The following is a 15,425-nucleotide window of genomic DNA, read 5'->3' on the forward strand; positions in this document are numbered from 1 at the left end:
TCAGCGCCCGCCTGGCTGCGGGATCGGCGTTCTGATGTATGTCCGATACACGGCGAACGGGCTGTCCTCGCCAGGCGAACGCTGAGAACCCGCGGCGGTGCGAGCTGCGAGGGTCGGCTAAGCGGCTTCGCCGCTTCAAGGACCAAAGGCCGGAAGACACGCGCTCAGAGTGCGCCCGCATGACGCAGCAGCCCTGAACCACGCGGTGGTTCAGGGCTGCTGGCGTCGTGGACCGGTGGCGGGCGAGCCGGCCCGCCGGTCGGTCAGTCGTCTTCCGACGGCCGGGACTTGCGCCGCTGCTCGTCCAAGCGGCGCAGGAACTCGGGGTCGTCGTCGGGCGCGATCGGCGCCTGCCTGGGACGGGGCCGGTCCGGCCCGGCCGAGACGGGGCCGAACGCCTTCCACATCAGCACCGCGATCGTGAGCGCGCCGATCGCTGCCAGGACGTAGATCATCGGGCCACCTCCAACTCTGCCGCTTCCGAGATTAGCCAATCCCGGCCCCGGTTGTCCGCGTCGCAGGTGGCCGCACTCCAGCGACCCGGGTGCTGCCACGCCATCGGCGCAGCGACACCCGGGCTCGGCGGTCGTCGCCCGACCGCGGGCGTTGTTCAGCCGCTCGCCTGCGAGGGGCGCCTGCGAGCGGCTCGGTGAACCCGGAGCAATGCCTTGGAACGTGCCTTTCCAGCCCTGGTTCGCGACCGGAGCCGCGACGATCGACGTGCCGCGCCGCGGAAGGTGTCGCATGCGCCGCAGGCGCATAGCCCACCCTTGGCGCTTGCACCGCCGCGGGTTCTCAGCGTTCGCCTGGCGAGGACGGCCCGGCTGCCGTGTATTGGCATACATAAAGCCGGGCACCCGCAGTCCAGGCGGGCGCTGAGGTTCCGCTACCCGCACCGCTACGCGAACCAGCCACTGGAAAAACTAGAAAAGAGGTCGTGCGCGAGCCGGGGGCCGCGGGTCACCGCCACCCCTGGCCGCGTGCAGGACCAGTTCTCGGGCGGTTGCTCAGATGGCGCGGTTCACGTCGTTGGTCAGTTCGGCGAGCAGGGCGCGGACCTCAGACTCGCGGAAGCGGCGGTGGCCGCCGGGCGTCCGGATGGAACCGATCCGGCCGGCGGTGGCCCACCGAGTCACGGTCTTGGGGTCGACCCGGAAGAGCGCCGCGACCTCACCGGGCGTGAGGAGCTGCTCCTGGCCGTTCTGGCGCGGCTGCTGGGTCGTCGCGGTCACAGGTGACCTCCACGTTCGAGATGGTCATTCGGGCAATCCGGTCGCATCCTGGCACCCCGAGGGCCAGGTACTCGAACATTTGGGTTTAGGTAAAGGGAAGGTAAGGGACGAAAACGGCGCTTCGGGCGGTGCGCGAGACCGCCGCCACCTGGCCGCCCGGCCGGTTCGCCGATCGCTTGCTCTACCCTGGTGACGTGCAGGAACAGCAGCAGTCCGGAACCGCGGCCCAGGGTGCGAAGTCGACTCTCGCACGTGACATCGCGCTGTACACCGTCGCCAGGTTCGCGATGGTGATCGCTGTTGCGGCGCTGTTGATGCTGGCCAAGGTGCCCGCGCTGGTCGCACTCGCGGTGTCGGTCGTGGTCGTGATGCCGCTGTCGCTGCTGGTCTTCGGCAAGCTGCGGCGCCGGGTGGCGATCGGGATGGCCGAGCGCGGCGCGGAGCGCAAGGCCCGCCGCGAGGAGCTCCTGGCCCAGCTGCGCGGCGAGCGCGCCGCGGACGCCGGATGACCCCGGGGATGGCCGCCAGCATCGATCGCTCCTGCACGCGGACCAGGGCCTGGACCAGCGAAGCGGTCCGGATCATCGAGGCCGATGCCAACCGCAGCGCCGACACCCACCTGCTGCGCTACCCGCTGCCCGCGGCGTGGGGAATCGATCTTTACCTCAAGGACGAGTCAACACATCCGACTGGTTCGCTCAAGCACCGGCTGGCCCGGTCGCTGTTCCTCTACGCGATCTGCAACGGATGGGTGACCGAGAACACACCGGTGATCGAGGCCTCCTCCGGCTCCACCGCGGTGTCCGAGGCCTACTTCGCCCGGCTGCTCGGGCTGCCGTTCATCGCGGTGATGCCGCGCTCCACCAGCCGCGAGAAGGTGTCGCTGATCGAGTGGCACGGCGGCCGCTGCCACTTCGTGGACGAGCCGGGCGCGATCTACACCGAATCGCGCCGGCTGGCCACCGAGCTCGGCGGCCACTTCATGGACCAGTTCACCCACGCCGAGCGGGCCACCGACTGGCGCGGCAACAACAACATCGCCGAGTCGGTCTTCGACCAGCTGGCGCTGGAGCCGCACGCCGAACCGAGCTGGATCGTGGTCGGTGCGGGCACCGGCGGCACCAGCGCGACCTTCGGCCGCTACCTGCGGTACCGGTGCCACCGCACCGAGCTGGCCGTCGTCGACCCGGAGCACTCGGTGTTCTACGAGGCCTGGCGGGACAGCGATCCGGAGCGCACCAGCGACCGTGGTTCGCTGATCGAGGGCATCGGCCGCCCGCGGGTGGAGCCGTCCTTCGTCGGGCAGGCGATCGACCGCATGATCAAGGTGCCGGACGCGGCCTCGATCGCCACCATCCGCTACACCGAGCAGGTGCTGGGCAGGCGGGTCGGCGGATCCACCGGGACCAACCTGTGGGGCGTGTTCGCGCTGGCGTCGGAGATGATCGCGGCCGGGCGGCGCGGGAGCATCGTGACGTTGCTGTGCGACGGCGGTGAGCGCTACGCGAACACCTACTACGACGACGAGTGGGTCGCCGCCCGCGGCATGGACCTGGACGCGCCGCGCGCGGTGCTGGAGCACTTCCACGCGACCGGCGAGTTCCGGGCGGGTTGAGCGCGGTGCAGGGAGGTCTGGTTCCGGTGAGGCGTTGGGGTTTGGTGACCGGGGTGGCGTTGCTCGCCGCCGTGGCCGGATGCGCTCCCGAGCAGTCGCCGCCCGCCGCGGAGCCGTCGACGCCGTCGACCTCCGCGGAGGAGTCGGCGACGGAGTCCGCCGAGCCCTCGATCACCCGGAACATCCCTCCGGAGCAGCGCGGGCACCTCGCGGCGCTGACCGGTGAGCAGATCTGCCTGCTCGTCGAACCGGCGGACCTCGAATCGCTGGCCTTCGCCGTGCTGTCCGGCCGGCCGCGGGAACTCGACTTCGACCCGCCGGTGCGCGGCTGCCGCTTCGACGCCGAGTCGGGCGCCCGGTCGGTGCTGATCGGGGCGCAGCGGGAGGGCTTCGCGGACCTGGGCCGGGACGAGGTCGAGCTGGGCGCGCACGTCGGCACCAGGACGCTGCGCGCGGGCGACTGCACGGTGTACACGGGTGTCGCCGGGGCGACCCTGCAGGTCTCGGTGACCGCTGCGGAAGCGGATTCGGACGACTGCGGGACGGCGGAGCGCGTCGCCGAGTACGTGCTTCCCGCGCTGGTCGGCTCCTGACCGACCGGCTCGACCCCGGGCTCCTGGCACCGAATTCTCGTGCGGGCCAATCGATTCCGGCCCGGAACGCGTGAATCGCGGTGAAACTGCTGGGTAATTGCGGCCGCGATCAGTTTGCCGCGCTAAAGGGATGTACTCGTCCAAAACGGTCAATCTGGCCTTTGCTTGTCACGAATGGGAAACGAGCTACCGCATTCGTGGAGCGCGGACGCGCGAGTTGGCGTCAAATCCTCCTGACGGATTAGTGCTAGTCGGGGGTTCGTGTGGCCGAAAACCTCAAGGCGATTCCAGCGGAGATGAAGGGCTTCGAAGGCCTGCTGGAGCGGAACGCCGGGTATTTCACGAAGATCGATGAGTGGGCGGAGAGCACCGCGTCCGACACCAGCGGGTTCACCGGTCTGATGATGGTGCTGATCCCGGTCGTCGAAATGGTGACCGCGCTGTACGGCGAGACGCTGGAATGGGCGAACAGCGCGCTGCTGAAGGTCAAGGAAGATCTGGCGGACGCCTCCGCGGAGTACGAGGAGATCGAGCAGAAGATCGTCGGGATCTTCCGGCAGATCCAGTCCGATCTCGACGACATCAAGATCTGAGGGGGAGCGGGAATGGGTTCGTTCGCGGACGCCGAGGACCCGATGGGGGTCCTCACGGCCGATCCGAGCCAGAGCAACGCGGAATCGCAGCAGCAGGCGATCGAGGACGCCGGCTGGCAGGTGCAGGCGGTCAACTGGGTCTACGAGCAGGTGACCGGTCAGAACCTGATCGAAACGCTGATCGCGCCGATCGCCGGTGATTTCTCGAAGATCGAGACCAACGCCGAGGCGTGGGGCCAGGTCGGCGATGCGCTGCGCGCCATCCGGAAGAACCTGAACCAGGGCATCAGCGATCTGCGCGAGAGCTGGGACGGCGCCGGTGCGATCGCGTTCGAGACGCTGCTGGTCTCCACCTGGACGGTGGCGCTCGAGGGCGACGCCATGCTGGCGCAGCTGATCGGCAAGGGCTTCCAGAAGGCCGCGGACATGTCGCGGAAGATGACCGACAAGGCCCTGGAGCTGATCAAGAAGCTGGTCGACCGGCTCATCGAGACCGCGGCCACCGGGTGGATCCCGGTCGCGGGCTGGGCCAACGTGGTGCGCAACGTGCAGAAGTGCGTCGAGATCGTGATGGCGATCCTGGAGCTCTTCGAGGCGCTGCAGCAGATGTACGACTCGGTCGTGCAGCTGGTCGAGTCGGTCAAGAACGCGGGCACCAACCTGGCCAAGATCAAGGACGCCAACAGCCTCGGCGACGCGGTCAACATCGGCCTGCAGGCCAAGGACGACTTCACCGCGGTGAAGGACTCGGCGACGGGCGTGACGGACGCGGCGACCGGGGTGAAGGACTCCGCGACCGGCGTGAAGGACGCGGCGACCGGCGGCAACCAGCCGGCGGCGTCCGGGACCCGGTGACGGAGAGGAGGGCACGACGTGAGCGACGACTGGATGACCCCGGAGATCCGCGAGGCCGAGGCGATGCTCGAAGAGCGCATGCGCCAGGCCGAGGAGGTGCTGGACCGCGTTGCCCGGTACGAGGCTTCGCTACCGGAGATCAAGCTGACCGACGACCAGATCGAGGACGTCGAGCAGCGCATCCGGTCCGGCCAGGCGCCGCCGGAGATCGCGGCGCTGCAGGCGCGCATCGACGCCGGTGAGTTCAGCTGGCAGGACATCGCCAGCGGCGAGGCGCTGCACGACGAGTCGGTGCAGGCCTCGTTCGCCAAGAGCGTGGCGAACATGCAGCAGGCCAAGGAACTGCTGGACGCCGGGTACGACGTGGCCACGGTGATCGGCAACGACCCGAACCGCCCGGCGGCCGACACCTACGACGACGAACCGCCGGACTCGTTCCTGCGGTGAGGGGTTGAGTGATTCCACGATGAACCGCAAGACGCTGATCGGCATCACCATCGGCTGGGGCGTGCTGGTCGCGCTGGTCTTCGCGGTGTTCCTGGGCATCGCGATGTTCAGCGGCACCTCGCTGGCCAAGTCCGGCACCGCCGACGGCTCCACCGGCCCGTACTTCCGCTGGAACGGCGAGCCGATGCTGATCACCAGCGCGCAGCGCGGCAAGGCCGCGGTCTGCAAGGTGGTGCCGGAGGAGGGCGAGTCGCGCGACGTCAGCACCTACCGCGCGGAGGGCCGCCGGTACGTGGACCCGGTCGTGCCGTGGTTCTCCGGCGAGGCCCAGATGTCGTGCACGACCCCGGTGACGATCCGGGTCGGTTCCGAGATCACGAACTACGAGCTGTTCACCAAGAACCGCGTGCTGCAGATCGGTGCCGCGGTCGTCGCCGCCGCGCCGTTCCTCGCGGTGAGCGTCTTCGGCCTCGGCACCCGCAAGACGCGGGCCTGACGACGAGAACGGCCCGTCCACGCCGTGGACGGGCCGTTCTTCGTTCTCGTTTTGAAGCGGCGAAGCCGCTTAGCTCGCCTTCGCAACCCGCACCGCCGCGGGCTCCCGGAGTCCAGGCGGCGTCTGAGGTTCCGCTACTCGCACCGCCACGCAAAACGACCCCGGATACAGGCTTTTCAGCCGAAGGCCAGTGCGCCGCCGGTGATGATCGCCCAGATCAGCATGGCCAGGCCGGTGTCGCGCAGCGCCGGGATCAGCGCGCGTCCCTGCGCGCCGGTGATCACCGCCCGCAGCGGGACGACGAGCGGCAGCAGCGCGGCGAAACCGAGCAGCACCCACGAGTTCCGCAGCCCGATCAGCACCGTGATCAGGAACGGGACCAGCGCGAGCGTGACGTAGAGGGTCCGGGTGTCGCGGTCGCCGAGCATCACCGCCAGGGTGCGCTTGCCGGTGACGCGGTCGGACGGGATGTCGCGCAGGTTGTTGGCCACCAGCACCGCGCTGGACAGCGCGCCGACGCCCACCGCGGCGCCGATGCCGAAGCCGCTGATCTTCCCGGCCTGCACGTACATGGTGCCCAGCACCGCGATCAGTCCGAAGAAGACGAACACGGCCAGCTCGCCGAAACCGGCGTAGCCGTAGGGCCGTTTGCCGCCGGTGTAGAACCAGGCTCCGGCGATGCACAGCGCGCCGATGGCCAGCAGCCACCACTGCCCGCTGAGGAACACCACGCCCAGGCCGGCGATCGCGGCGAGCCCGAAGCAGATCCAGGCCGCGGTGCGCACCGCGGCCGGCCGGGCGGAGCCGGAGCCGACCAGCCGGAACGGGCCGACCCGGTCGTCGTCGGTGCCCCGGATGCCGTCGGAGTAGTCGTTGGCGAAGTTCACGCCGATGATCAGGAACATCGAAACCGCGAGGGCGAGGACCGCGATCGGCAGGTCGAACCCGTCGAGCCCCGCCGCGGCGCCGGTCCCGGCGAGCACCGGCGCGATCGCGTTCGGGAAGGTGCGGATCCGAGCTCCCTCGATCCACTGCGCAACAGTCGCCATACCAGCCATCTTCGCGCACCGGTTTCACCCGGCCGTGGCAGCCTCCCGGTGGCAGGGCCCGCGCGCTCCGGCTCCCCGAAACGCGCACGGCCCCTGACCAGCGGTGTTCAGGCCTGGAAGAGCTCCGCCAGCGCCCGGCGGTCCGGCTTGCCCGGGCCGCGCAGCGGCAGTTCCGGGAGGAAGGCGAAGCGCTTCGGCGCGGCGGCGGCGTTCAGCCGCGCGCGGACGGCGGCGCGCAGTTCCGGTTCGGCCGGTGGTTCGGCCGGATCGGCGGGCACGACCGCGGCGGCGACAGCCTGGCCCCACTCCGGGTCGGGCACGCCGAGCACGCACACCTCGCGGACGCCGGGCTGCTCGGCGAGCACCCGCTCCACCGGCAGCGGGGCGACGTTGACGCCACCGGTGATGATCATGTCGTCGGCGCGGCCCAGCACCTCCAGCCGCCCGTCCTGCCAGCGGCCGAGATCACCGGTCCGGAACCAGCCGCCGGCGAACGCGGCGGCCTCCGGCTGGTGCCGGTACCCCCTTGCCAGCATCGGCCCGCGCAGCAGGATCGGCCCGGTCTCGCCGTCGACCCGGACCTCCGCGACGTCCAGCGGCTGCCCGTCGTACACGCATCCGCCCGAGGTCTCGCTCATCCCGTAGGTCGTGGTCGCGCGGACGCCGTCGGCCAGCGCGCGGTGCAGCAGCGCGGGCGGAGTGGCGGCGCCGCCGAGCAGCACCGCGTCGAACTTCCGGAGCGAGGCGAGGCCGTCACCACCCGCGCTGAGCAGCCGGGACAGCTGGGTCGGCACCAGCGCGGTGTAGTGCGGGCCGTCCGCGGCGAGGACGTGCCGCGCGGCTGTGGCGAAGCTGTCCGGGCGGAAGCCGCCAGCGGTGTCCACGGCGTGCGGGCGGGTTCCCGCGAGCAGCGCTCGGACCAGGACCTGGATCCCGGCGATGTGGTGCGCGGGCATCGCCAGCAGCCAGTGACCGGGCCCACCGAGGCGGCGGTGGGTGGCTTCGGCCGAAGCGCGCAGGGCCGCGGCCGTCAGCAGCACGCCCTTGGGCGCGCCGGTGGAGCCGGAGGTGGCGATGACCAGCGCGGTCGGGTCGTCGGCGGAGTCCTCCGCGCTGGTCAGCGGACCGGAGAGCGCTCCGGTGAGCCGGTGGGACTCCGCGGCGTCGTCGCCGCGGACCGGCAGCAGGGCCGGGCCCTCGCCGTTCAGCGCCCGCTCCAGCGCGGGCAGGACGTCCAAGGCGTCCGAGCCGGGCGGCACGGGGAGCGGCTGCAGGTGGCGGGCACTCGACATGCGCTCCATTGTCGGCCGCTTCCCGCGCGGCGCTCGCGTGATCCTCGGCATCGACCACCAGTTCAAGTTCCGTTTCCGCTGGTCAAGGACCGTGAGTGTTTTGTGTTGCTATAGCGCCACAAAGTGCTCACGGTAGGTGACCAGGGGAAATGTGCCGGGTCAGGCCTCTCCGCCGCGCAGCAGGGGTGGGTGCAGGTGGCGGGCGCGGCCCGCGCGGTACAGGCGGGCGGGACGGCCGCCGTCGCGGGTCGTGGTGAGCTCCGTCGGCTCGACGAAGCCTTCCGTCTTGGTCGCCTTGCGGTGGAAGTTCCGCGGGTCCGGGGCCGCGCCCCACACCACCTCGTAGACGCGGCGGAGCTCGGCGATGGTGAACTCGCGCGGGCAGAACGCGGTGGCCAGCGGCGTGTACTCGAGCTTCGCGCGGGCCCGCTCCACCCCGTCGCGGAGGATCCGCGTGTGGTCGAAGGCGAGGCGCCGTCCGGCGAGCAGCTCGTCCACCGGCTGCCAGCGGGCGTCGGCAGCGTCGGTGCCCGCGTTCGGGCTCGGCAGGTCGGCGGCCAGCGCGATGTAGGCGACCGTCACCACGCGCATCCGCGGATCGCGGTCGGGCGCCCCGTAGGAGGCGAGCTGTTCCAGGTGCACGTGGTCGCGGGAGAGCCCCGTCTCCTCGGCCAGTTCGCGGGCTGCGGCGGCGTCCAGGTCTTCGTCCGGGCGGACGAATCCGCCGGGCAGCGCCCAGTCGCCTTCGTAGGGCGCTTCGCCTCGGCGGATCACGAGGGCTTGCAGGGCGTCGTCTCGCACGGTGAGGACGACCAGGTCGGCCGTGACGGCGAACGGTGGGAACTCTGCCATGGGCCCAGCCTACCGACTTAGCGTCAGTTTGACGATTAGGCTCCGGCTTGGTTATCGTCAAACTGACGAAAACGAGGAGGGCTCTCATGGCCGACATCGCCCGCTACCCGCTGGTCCGGCACCTGCGCGGATCGACGACCACCTACGTCGAGCACGTTCGCCGCGGCAAGACCGTCCGCGCCGGTGTCGGCGCGTCGTTCTGGTTCCGCCCGCTCAGCGCGGTGCTCAACGAGGTGCCCGCCGACGACCGCGAGCTGCCGCTGCTCTTCCACGCCCGCACCAGCGACTTCCAGGACGTCACGGTGCAGGCGACGGTGACCTACCGGTTCGCCGACCCGGCGACGGCGGCCGGCCGGATCGACTTCTCGATCGACCCGGACACCGGTCGCTGGCGCGCGACGCCGCTGGACCAGGTCGCCGGGCTGCTGACCGAGACCGCGCAGCAGTACGCGATCGACCTGCTCGCGGGCGACGACCTGACGGCGGCCACGGTGGGCGGGGTCGGGCCGGTGCGCGACGTGATCGCCGCGGGGCTGGGCGCCGACCAGCGGCTGGCGGAGACGGGGATCGCGGTGGTCGGCGTCCGGGTGGTGGCGGTGCGGCCGGAACCCGAGGTGGAGAAGGCGCTGCGCACCCCGACCCGCGAGCTGGTCCAGCAGGAGGCCGACAAGGCGACCTTCGAGCGCCGCGCCATCGCCGTCGAGCGGGAGCGGGCGATCGGCGAGAACGAGCTGCAGACGAAGATCGAGCTGGCCCGGCGCGAGGAGCAGCTGGTCGCCCAGCGCGGTGCCAACGCCCGGCGCGAGGCCGAGGAAGCGGCTGCGGCGGGAGCCATCTCGACCGAGGCGGAAGCCCGCCGCAAGGTCACGCTGGCCGAGGCGCGAGCCGAGGAGACCCGGCTGGCCGGGGCGGCCCGCGGCGACGCCGAAGCCGCGCACGTCGCCGCCTACCGCGACCTGCCCGAGGGCGTGCTGCTCGGGCTGGCGCTGAAGGAGCTGGCGGGCAACCTGCCCAAGATCGACACCGTGGTGCTCACCCCCGACCTGCTGACCAAGGCGCTCGCCAAGTTCGGCGGCGAAGCCCGATGAGCACCGCACCGCGCGTCGTCATCGTGCACCGGCGCACCGAGTACCAGGAGCTCATCGCCCGGCACGGCACTCGCGGCCAGGCGGCGTTCTTCCTCCGCGGCCGCGGCCGGGACATCGCCGAGCTGGAGGAGCGGCACGAGCGGACCACCGGCGCCATCGCGCAGGTCGCGGCCGCGGTGCCGGTCGACTGGCGGCGCGGTGTCGTCGAGCGCGCGGACGTGTCGCGGTTCCTGTTCGCGCCCGACGACGTGGTGGTCGTCGTCGGGCAGGACGGGCTGGTGGCCAACGCCGCGAAGTACCTCGACGGCCAGCCGGTCATCGGCATCGACCCGGAGCCGGGCCGCAACGCCGGAACCCTGGTGGCGCACGCGCCCGGCGACCTCCCGGACCTGCTCCGGGCCACCGGCGAGGTGGAGGAGCGGACCATGGTGCAGGCGCAGCTCGACGACGGCCAGCGGCTGCTGGCGCTCAACGAGATCTTCATCGGGCACCCGGGCCACCAGACGGCCCGCTACGAGCTCCAGCCGTCGGGCTCCGGAGCCGAGGCCCAGGCGTCCTCCGGCGTCATCGTCGCGAGCGGGACCGGCGCCACCGGCTGGTGCCGCTCGATCGCCCTCGAACGCGGCAGCGGCCTCCGGCTGCCGCGCCCACCGGAACCCAGGCTGGTGTGGTTCGTCCGCGAGGCCTGGCCCTCACCGGCCACCGGAACGTCGATGACGGAAGGGGAGCTCGCAGGCGACGAGCTGGCGCTGACGGTCCAGTCGGACCAGCTCGTCGCCTTCGGGGACGGCATCGAATCGGACGCCCTGACCCTGACCTGGGGCCAGCGGCTGCGCATCGGCCGCGCCCCGGCGACGCTGCGCCTGGTCCGCTGATCAGTAGTACCAGGGGAAGGCGGACCAGTCCGGGGTGCGCTTCTCCAGGAACGAGTCGCGGCCCTCGACCGCCTCGTCGGTCATGTAGGCCAGGCGGGTCGTCTCACCCGCGAAGATCTGCTGGCCGACCAGGCCGTCATCGATGGCGTTGAACGCGTACTTGAGCATCCGCTGCGCGGTCGGCGACTTGCCGTTGATCTCGCGGGCCCACTGCAGCGCGGTGGCCTCCAGCTCCTCGTGCGGGACGACCTCGTTGACCATGCCCATCCGGTGCGCCTGCTCGGCGGTGTAGGGGCGGCCGAGGAAGAAGATCTCGCGGGCGAACTTCTGGCCGACCTGGCGGGCCAGGTACGCGGAGCCGAAGCCGCCGTCGAAGCTGCCCACGTCGGCGTCGGTCTGCTTGAACTTGGCGTGCTCGGCGCTGGCGAGCGTGAGATCGCACACCACGTGGAGGCTGTGCCCGCCGCCCGCGGCCCAGCCCGGCACCACCGCGATGACGATCTTGGGCATGAACCGGATCAGCCGCTGCACCTCCAGGATGTGCAGCCGCCCGGCGCGGGCCGGATCGACCGTGTCGGAGGTCTCGCCGTCGGCGTACTGGTAGCCGGAGCGACCGCGGATCCGCTGGTCCCCTCCGGAGCAGAACGCCCAGCCGCCGTCCTTGCTCGACGGGCCGTTCCCGGTGATCAGCACGCAGCCGACGTCGCTGGTCATCCGCGCGTGGTCCAGCGCGCGGTACAGCTCGTCGACGGTGTGCGGGCGGAAGGCGTTGCGCACGTCGGGGCGGTTGAAGGCGACCCGCACGGTGCCCTTGCCGGGGCCGTCCTCGACGCAGCGGTGATAGGTGATGTCGGTGAAGTCGAAGCCCGCGACGGGCTCCCACGAAGCCGGATCGAACAGCTCAGAGACACGGGGATTCTGCACACCTGGGACAATAGGCGCAGCAAGTGCCCGGCGCGGGGGCCTCCCCGCGGCAGCCCGGCGCCTGCGTGGACGAGGGCGAGGAGGACCATGTTCCTCCGGCCGGGGTCCGCCAACGAGGTTCAGAGGTGATGGGTTGAATCCGTCCACGGCTCAGGCTGAGGTCATCGTCGACGAGCTCGTCCGCAACGGGGTGCGGCAGGTGGTGCTCTCCCCGGGATCCCGCAACGCACCTCTCTCTTACGCGCTGCACAAGGCCGATCACGCTGGGCGGTTGCGGCTGCACGTGCGCATCGACGAGCGCAGCGCCGGATTCCTGGCCTTAGGCCTGGCAGCGCGCTCGCAGTCGCCGGTCGCGGTCGCCTGCACGTCGGGCACGGCGGCGACGAACCTGCACCCGGCGGTCAGCGAGGCCTTCCACTCCGGCGTGCCGCTGATCGTGCTGACCGCCGATCGCCCACCGGAGCTGCGGGCCGCCGGGGCCAACCAGACCATCGACCAGCACGGCATGTTCGGCTCCGAGGTCCGCCTGTTCGACGAGCTGGCGGTCGCCGAGGACCGGCCGGGGCAGAACGCCTACTGGCGCAGCCAGGTGTGCCGCGCCTGGCACGCGGCGCAGGGCGAGGTCCGCGGTGGCCCGGTGCACCTGAACCTCCCGTTCCGGGAGCCGCTGGTGCCCTCCGGCGACGCCGACTGGTCCGAGCCGTTGGACGGGCGCCCGGACGGCGCGCGCTGGACGGAGCTCGCCGGCTCCGGGCGGGTGCCCAGCGCGCTGTCCCGTGTCCGCGCCCGGCACGGGCTGGTCCTGGCGGCGGACTCGGGCGTCGGCGGAGCGGGCGAGTGGGGCGAGCGGTCCGGCTGGCCGGTGCTGTCGGAGGTCGGCGCGGTCGGCGTGCCCGGCTCGGCGGTGATCAGCACCGGGATGTGGCTGCTCGGGCTGCCGGAGTTCGTCCAGCAGCACCGGCCGGAGCAGGTGCTGTGCGTCGGGCGCCCGACGGTGTTCCGGCAGGTGCAGCGGCTGCTGGCCGACACCGGTGTGGAGGTGCTGCTCGCGCACGGCGGTGCCGACTGGCCCGCACCGGCGCACAACCTGCGGGAGGTCGCCGACACCTTCGGGCCGACCGCACCGGCCGATCCGGACTGGCTCACCGGCTGGCAGCAGGCCGACCAGAAGGCCTCCGCCGCGCTGCACGGCGCGCTGGACCTGGAGCGTTGGCCGAACGGCCCGGCGGTGGCGCGCTCGGTGGTGGACGCCATGCCGGAGCACGCGCTGCTGGTCCTGGGCTCGTCGAACCCGACGCGCGACGTCGCGCTCGCCGCGCGGCAGCGGCCCGACGTCGTCGTGCACCGCAACCGGGGCGTGGCCGGTATCGACGGCACGGTGTCGACCGCGATCGGCGCGGCCATCGCCCACGGGCGGCCGGCCTACGCGCTGCTGGGCGACCTGACGTTCCTGCACGACAGCAACGGCCTGGTGCTCGGGCCGTACGAGCAGCGGCCGGACCTGACGATCGTCGTGCTCAACGACGACGGTGGCGGCATCTTCTCGCTGCTGGAGCAGGGCGGGCCGGAGCACAGCGAGTCGTTCGAGCGGATCTTCGGCACGCCGCACGGCACCGACCTCGGGCAACTCTGCGCCGCGCACGGCGTCGAGCACGAACTGGTGCGCCAGCAGTCCGAGTTCGTCGAGGCGCTGCGGTGGCGGCCGGGCCTGCGGGTGATCGAGGTGCGGGCCGAGCGGTCCGCGCTGCGGTCGGTGCACGAGCGCCTGCAGACCGCCGTCCGCTCCGCGCTGCTGGGCTGATCACGTTCCCATGTGGTGGGACGTCCGGCGCTGCGCGCGCCGGGCCTCGTTTCCGCAGATCGAGGCGCATCGCCGTGGCCCATCGGAGTGATTCGCGGATTCCGCCGCAGAATGGGAAAAACGTGCCGGACCAAAAGACCACCTGCTGGTCATGACCTTCTCTAGGCTCCCTCCGGAGCACGATTTCGAGGAGGTGGCAGGTGTTCCGACGACACGGCCTGCGAGCGGCGGCCGCGGCCTGCTGTGCGACGGCGCTTTTCGCATCCCCGGCACTCGCCGGTGGTGCCGGACCGGGTGCGCCCGGCGCGGGTGACGACTACTTCCCCGGCTACGGCAACGGCGGCTACGACGTCTCGCACTACGACATCCAGCTGCGCTACCAACCCGCGGACGACCACCTGCGCGGCACCACGACGATCGTGGCGAAGCCGACGCAGAACCTGACCGCGTTCAACCTGGACTTCGCGCTGACGCCGAAGTCGGTGCTGGTCAACGGACTTCCCGCGGCGTTCTCGCAGAACGGCACCGAACTCACGGTGACCCCGTCGGAGACGCTGCCGGAAGGCAGCCTGGCGACGTTCGTCGTGAACTACGAGGGCGTGCCCTCCACCGTCGAGGTCGACGGGCTCAACCCGTGGATCCGCACCTCGGACGGGGCGCTGGCGGTCGGCCAGCCGGAGATCTCCGCCTGGTGGTTCCCCGGCAACGACCACCCGCGGGACAAGGCGACCTTCGACATCGCGATCACCGTGCCGGAGGGCACCGAGGCCATCGCCAACGGAGTGCACACCGACACCAGCAGCCTGGCCGGGTGGGCCACCTGGAAGTGGCGCACCACCAAGCCGACCGCGACCTACCTCGCGTTCTTCGGCGCCGGCCAGTACGAGGTCAACGCGCGGACCGGTGCGTTCGGGCAGCCGTACGTCAGCGCCTACTCGGAAGGCCTCGGCGAGCTCGAAGGCCCGGCGAAGGCCAGCGTCGAGCGCAGCCCGGAGGTCCTGGAGTTCCTCAGCGGCGTGCTCGGCGAGTACCCGTTCGAGGCGCAGGGCGGCCTGGTGTCCTCGGAGGGCATGAACTTCGCGCTGGAGAACCAGACCCGGCCCACCTACAGCCACCTGTTCTTCCGCAAGGGCGCGAACACCTCGGTGGTGGTGCACGAGCTCGCGCACCAGTGGTTCGGCGACTCGGTCTCGGTCGACACCTGGCGCAACATCTGGGTCAACGAGGGCTTCGCGTCCTACGCGGAGTGGCTCTGGTCGGAGGCGCAGGGCACCGGCACCGCGCAGGAGCTGTTCGACCACTACTACGCGCAGTACCCGGCCGACGACCCGTTCTGGCAGGTCACTCCGGGTGACCCGGGCAAGGACGCGGTGTTCCACGCCGCGGTCTACGACCGCGGCGCGATGACGCTGCAGGCGCTGCGCAACGTGGTCGGCGACGAGGTCCTGCTCGACACCGTCCGCACCTGGGTGGCGCAGAAGCAGTACGGCACCGCGACCGTCGAGGAGTTCATCGAGCTGGCGGAGCAGAAGTCCGGCAAGCAGCTGGACGAGCTGTTCAACGCCTGGCTGTTCACCAAGGGCAAGCCCCCGGTCGGCGAGGCCACCGGTGTCCCGGCCAGCGCGCTGCGGATCTCGGCCACCCCACCCGCAGCGGTGGCCGAGCTCGACCACACGCACTCGCTCCTGCACAACCACTGAAGTGAAGTGAGCG

At 71.3% G+C, this 15,425-nt stretch carries 17 protein-coding genes; 11 read left to right on the forward strand and 6 right to left on the reverse strand.

Annotated elements, in window-relative coordinates; translation table 11 throughout:
• Nucleotides 1-263: 263 nt before the first annotated feature.
• Both ATL45_RS16140 and ATL45_RS16145 read right to left on the reverse strand, forming a co-directional pair.
• Nucleotides 264-455, reverse strand: coding sequence for a hypothetical protein (locus tag ATL45_RS16140; RefSeq protein WP_093155372.1), 192 nt, complete (start codon nt 453-455; stop codon nt 264-266).
• Between the two features lie 552 nt (nt 456-1,007).
• Nucleotides 1,008-1,232 carry a BldC family transcriptional regulator gene (locus ATL45_RS16145; protein WP_093155370.1) on the reverse strand — a complete coding sequence of 75 codons (225 nt, stop codon included), beginning with the start codon at nt 1,230-1,232 and terminating at the stop codon, nt 1,008-1,010.
• Nucleotides 1,233-1,360: 128 nt separating this feature from the next.
• Here ATL45_RS16145 and ATL45_RS16150 point away from each other — a divergent pair, with 128 nt between their 5' ends.
• The 7 genes from ATL45_RS16150 to ATL45_RS16180 all read left to right on the forward strand — a co-directional run bounded on the left by ATL45_RS16150 (nt 1,361) and on the right by ATL45_RS16180 (nt 5,831).
• Nucleotides 1,361-1,741 carry a DUF4229 domain-containing protein gene (locus ATL45_RS16150; protein ID WP_342775268.1) on the forward strand — a complete coding sequence of 127 codons (381 nt, stop codon included), beginning with the start codon at nt 1,361-1,363 and terminating at the stop codon, nt 1,739-1,741.
• Nucleotides 1,738-2,847, forward strand: coding sequence for an L-cysteine desulfhydrase Cds1 (gene cds1 / locus ATL45_RS16155; protein WP_093155369.1), 1,110 nt, complete (start codon nt 1,738-1,740; stop codon nt 2,845-2,847). Before ATL45_RS16150 ends, cds1 begins: the two co-directional genes overlap by 4 nt.
• Before the next feature lie 26 nt (nt 2,848-2,873).
• Nucleotides 2,874-3,440, forward strand: a complete 567-nt coding sequence (locus ATL45_RS16160) for a DUF3558 family protein (RefSeq protein ID WP_246025379.1) — start codon at nt 2,874-2,876, stop codon at nt 3,438-3,440.
• A gap of 263 nt (nt 3,441-3,703) precedes the next feature.
• The gene (locus ATL45_RS16165; protein WP_093155367.1) at nt 3,704-4,033 is read left to right on the forward strand and encodes a hypothetical protein; all 330 of its coding nucleotides are present in this window, start codon (nt 3,704-3,706) and stop codon (nt 4,031-4,033) included.
• A gap of 12 nt (nt 4,034-4,045) precedes the next feature.
• Nucleotides 4,046-4,888 carry a WXG100 family type VII secretion target gene (locus tag ATL45_RS16170; RefSeq protein ID WP_093155366.1) on the forward strand — a complete coding sequence of 281 codons (843 nt, stop codon included), beginning with the start codon at nt 4,046-4,048 and terminating at the stop codon, nt 4,886-4,888.
• An 18-nt stretch (nt 4,889-4,906) separates the two neighbouring features.
• Nucleotides 4,907-5,335 (forward strand): hypothetical protein, encoded by a 429-nt coding sequence (locus ATL45_RS16175; RefSeq protein ID WP_246025380.1) that lies wholly within the window; start codon nt 4,907-4,909, stop codon nt 5,333-5,335.
• A gap of 4 nt (nt 5,336-5,339) precedes the next feature.
• The gene (locus ATL45_RS16180; RefSeq protein WP_246025381.1) at nt 5,340-5,831 is read left to right on the forward strand and encodes a hypothetical protein; all 492 of its coding nucleotides are present in this window, start codon (nt 5,340-5,342) and stop codon (nt 5,829-5,831) included.
• Nucleotides 5,832-6,007: 176 nt separating this feature from the next.
• Here the strand turns inward: ATL45_RS16180 and ATL45_RS16185 are convergent, their stop codons facing one another.
• The 3 genes from ATL45_RS16185 to ATL45_RS16195 all read right to left on the reverse strand — a co-directional run bounded on the left by ATL45_RS16185 (nt 6,008) and on the right by ATL45_RS16195 (nt 9,024).
• The gene (locus tag ATL45_RS16185) at nt 6,008-6,880 is read right to left on the reverse strand and encodes a 1,4-dihydroxy-2-naphthoate polyprenyltransferase (RefSeq protein ID WP_093155362.1); all 873 of its coding nucleotides are present in this window, start codon (nt 6,878-6,880) and stop codon (nt 6,008-6,010) included.
• A 107-nt stretch (nt 6,881-6,987) separates the two neighbouring features.
• The gene (menE, locus tag ATL45_RS16190) at nt 6,988-8,172 is read right to left on the reverse strand and encodes an o-succinylbenzoate--CoA ligase (protein WP_093155419.1); all 1,185 of its coding nucleotides are present in this window, start codon (nt 8,170-8,172) and stop codon (nt 6,988-6,990) included.
• A gap of 159 nt (nt 8,173-8,331) precedes the next feature.
• Nucleotides 8,332-9,024 carry an NUDIX hydrolase gene (locus ATL45_RS16195; protein ID WP_093155360.1) on the reverse strand — a complete coding sequence of 231 codons (693 nt, stop codon included), beginning with the start codon at nt 9,022-9,024 and terminating at the stop codon, nt 8,332-8,334.
• An 86-nt stretch (nt 9,025-9,110) separates the two neighbouring features.
• Here ATL45_RS16195 and ATL45_RS16200 point away from each other — a divergent pair, with 86 nt between their 5' ends.
• On the forward strand, nt 9,111-10,112 hold the full coding sequence (locus tag ATL45_RS16200) for an SPFH domain-containing protein (RefSeq protein WP_093155358.1): 1,002 nt from the start codon (nt 9,111-9,113) through the stop codon (nt 10,110-10,112).
• On the forward strand, nt 10,109-10,987 hold the full coding sequence (locus ATL45_RS16205) for an NAD(+)/NADH kinase (RefSeq protein ID WP_093155356.1): 879 nt from the start codon (nt 10,109-10,111) through the stop codon (nt 10,985-10,987). The genes ATL45_RS16200 and ATL45_RS16205 overlap by 4 nt, the downstream gene beginning before the upstream one ends.
• Here the strand turns inward: ATL45_RS16205 and ATL45_RS16210 are convergent, their stop codons facing one another.
• On the reverse strand, nt 10,988-11,911 hold the full coding sequence (locus ATL45_RS16210; RefSeq protein WP_093155355.1) for a 1,4-dihydroxy-2-naphthoyl-CoA synthase: 924 nt from the start codon (nt 11,909-11,911) through the stop codon (nt 10,988-10,990).
• Nucleotides 11,912-12,044: 133 nt separating this feature from the next.
• Here ATL45_RS16210 and menD point away from each other — a divergent pair, with 133 nt between their 5' ends.
• Together menD and ATL45_RS16220 are read left to right on the forward strand one after the other, a co-directional pair.
• Nucleotides 12,045-13,712, forward strand: coding sequence for a 2-succinyl-5-enolpyruvyl-6-hydroxy-3-cyclohexene-1-carboxylic-acid synthase (gene menD / locus ATL45_RS16215; protein WP_093155353.1), 1,668 nt, complete (start codon nt 12,045-12,047; stop codon nt 13,710-13,712).
• Nucleotides 13,713-13,912: 200 nt separating this feature from the next.
• Nucleotides 13,913-15,412, forward strand: a complete 1,500-nt coding sequence (locus ATL45_RS16220) for a M1 family metallopeptidase (protein WP_093155352.1) — start codon at nt 13,913-13,915, stop codon at nt 15,410-15,412.
• Nucleotides 15,413-15,425: the final 13 nt, after the last annotated feature.

The sequence above is a fragment of the Saccharopolyspora antimicrobica genome, from assembly GCF_003635025.1.
GTDB classification, from domain to species: Bacteria; Actinomycetota; Actinomycetes; order Mycobacteriales; family Pseudonocardiaceae; genus Saccharopolyspora; species Saccharopolyspora antimicrobica.

What these genes read in the sequence shown, in the direction of transcription:
- ATL45_RS16140 (WP_093155372.1), bottom strand. Translation starts at nt 455, where the DNA reads ATGATCTACGTCCTGGCAGCGATCGGCGCGCTCACGATCGCGGTGCTG.
- cds1 (WP_093155369.1), top strand. Translation starts at nt 1,738, where the DNA reads ATGACCCCGGGGATGGCCGCCAGCATCGATCGCTCCTGCACGCGGACC.
- ATL45_RS16170 (WP_093155366.1), top strand. Translation starts at nt 4,046, where the DNA reads ATGGGTTCGTTCGCGGACGCCGAGGACCCGATGGGGGTCCTCACGGCC.
- ATL45_RS16185 (WP_093155362.1), bottom strand. Translation starts at nt 6,880, where the DNA reads ATGGCGACTGTTGCGCAGTGGATCGAGGGAGCTCGGATCCGCACCTTC.
- menE (WP_093155419.1), bottom strand. Translation starts at nt 8,172, where the DNA reads ATGTCGAGTGCCCGCCACCTGCAGCCGCTCCCCGTGCCGCCCGGCTCG.
- ATL45_RS16195 (WP_093155360.1), bottom strand. Translation starts at nt 9,024, where the DNA reads ATGGCAGAGTTCCCACCGTTCGCCGTCACGGCCGACCTGGTCGTCCTC.
- ATL45_RS16200 (WP_093155358.1), top strand. Translation starts at nt 9,111, where the DNA reads ATGGCCGACATCGCCCGCTACCCGCTGGTCCGGCACCTGCGCGGATCG.
- ATL45_RS16205 (WP_093155356.1), top strand. Translation starts at nt 10,109, where the DNA reads ATGAGCACCGCACCGCGCGTCGTCATCGTGCACCGGCGCACCGAGTAC.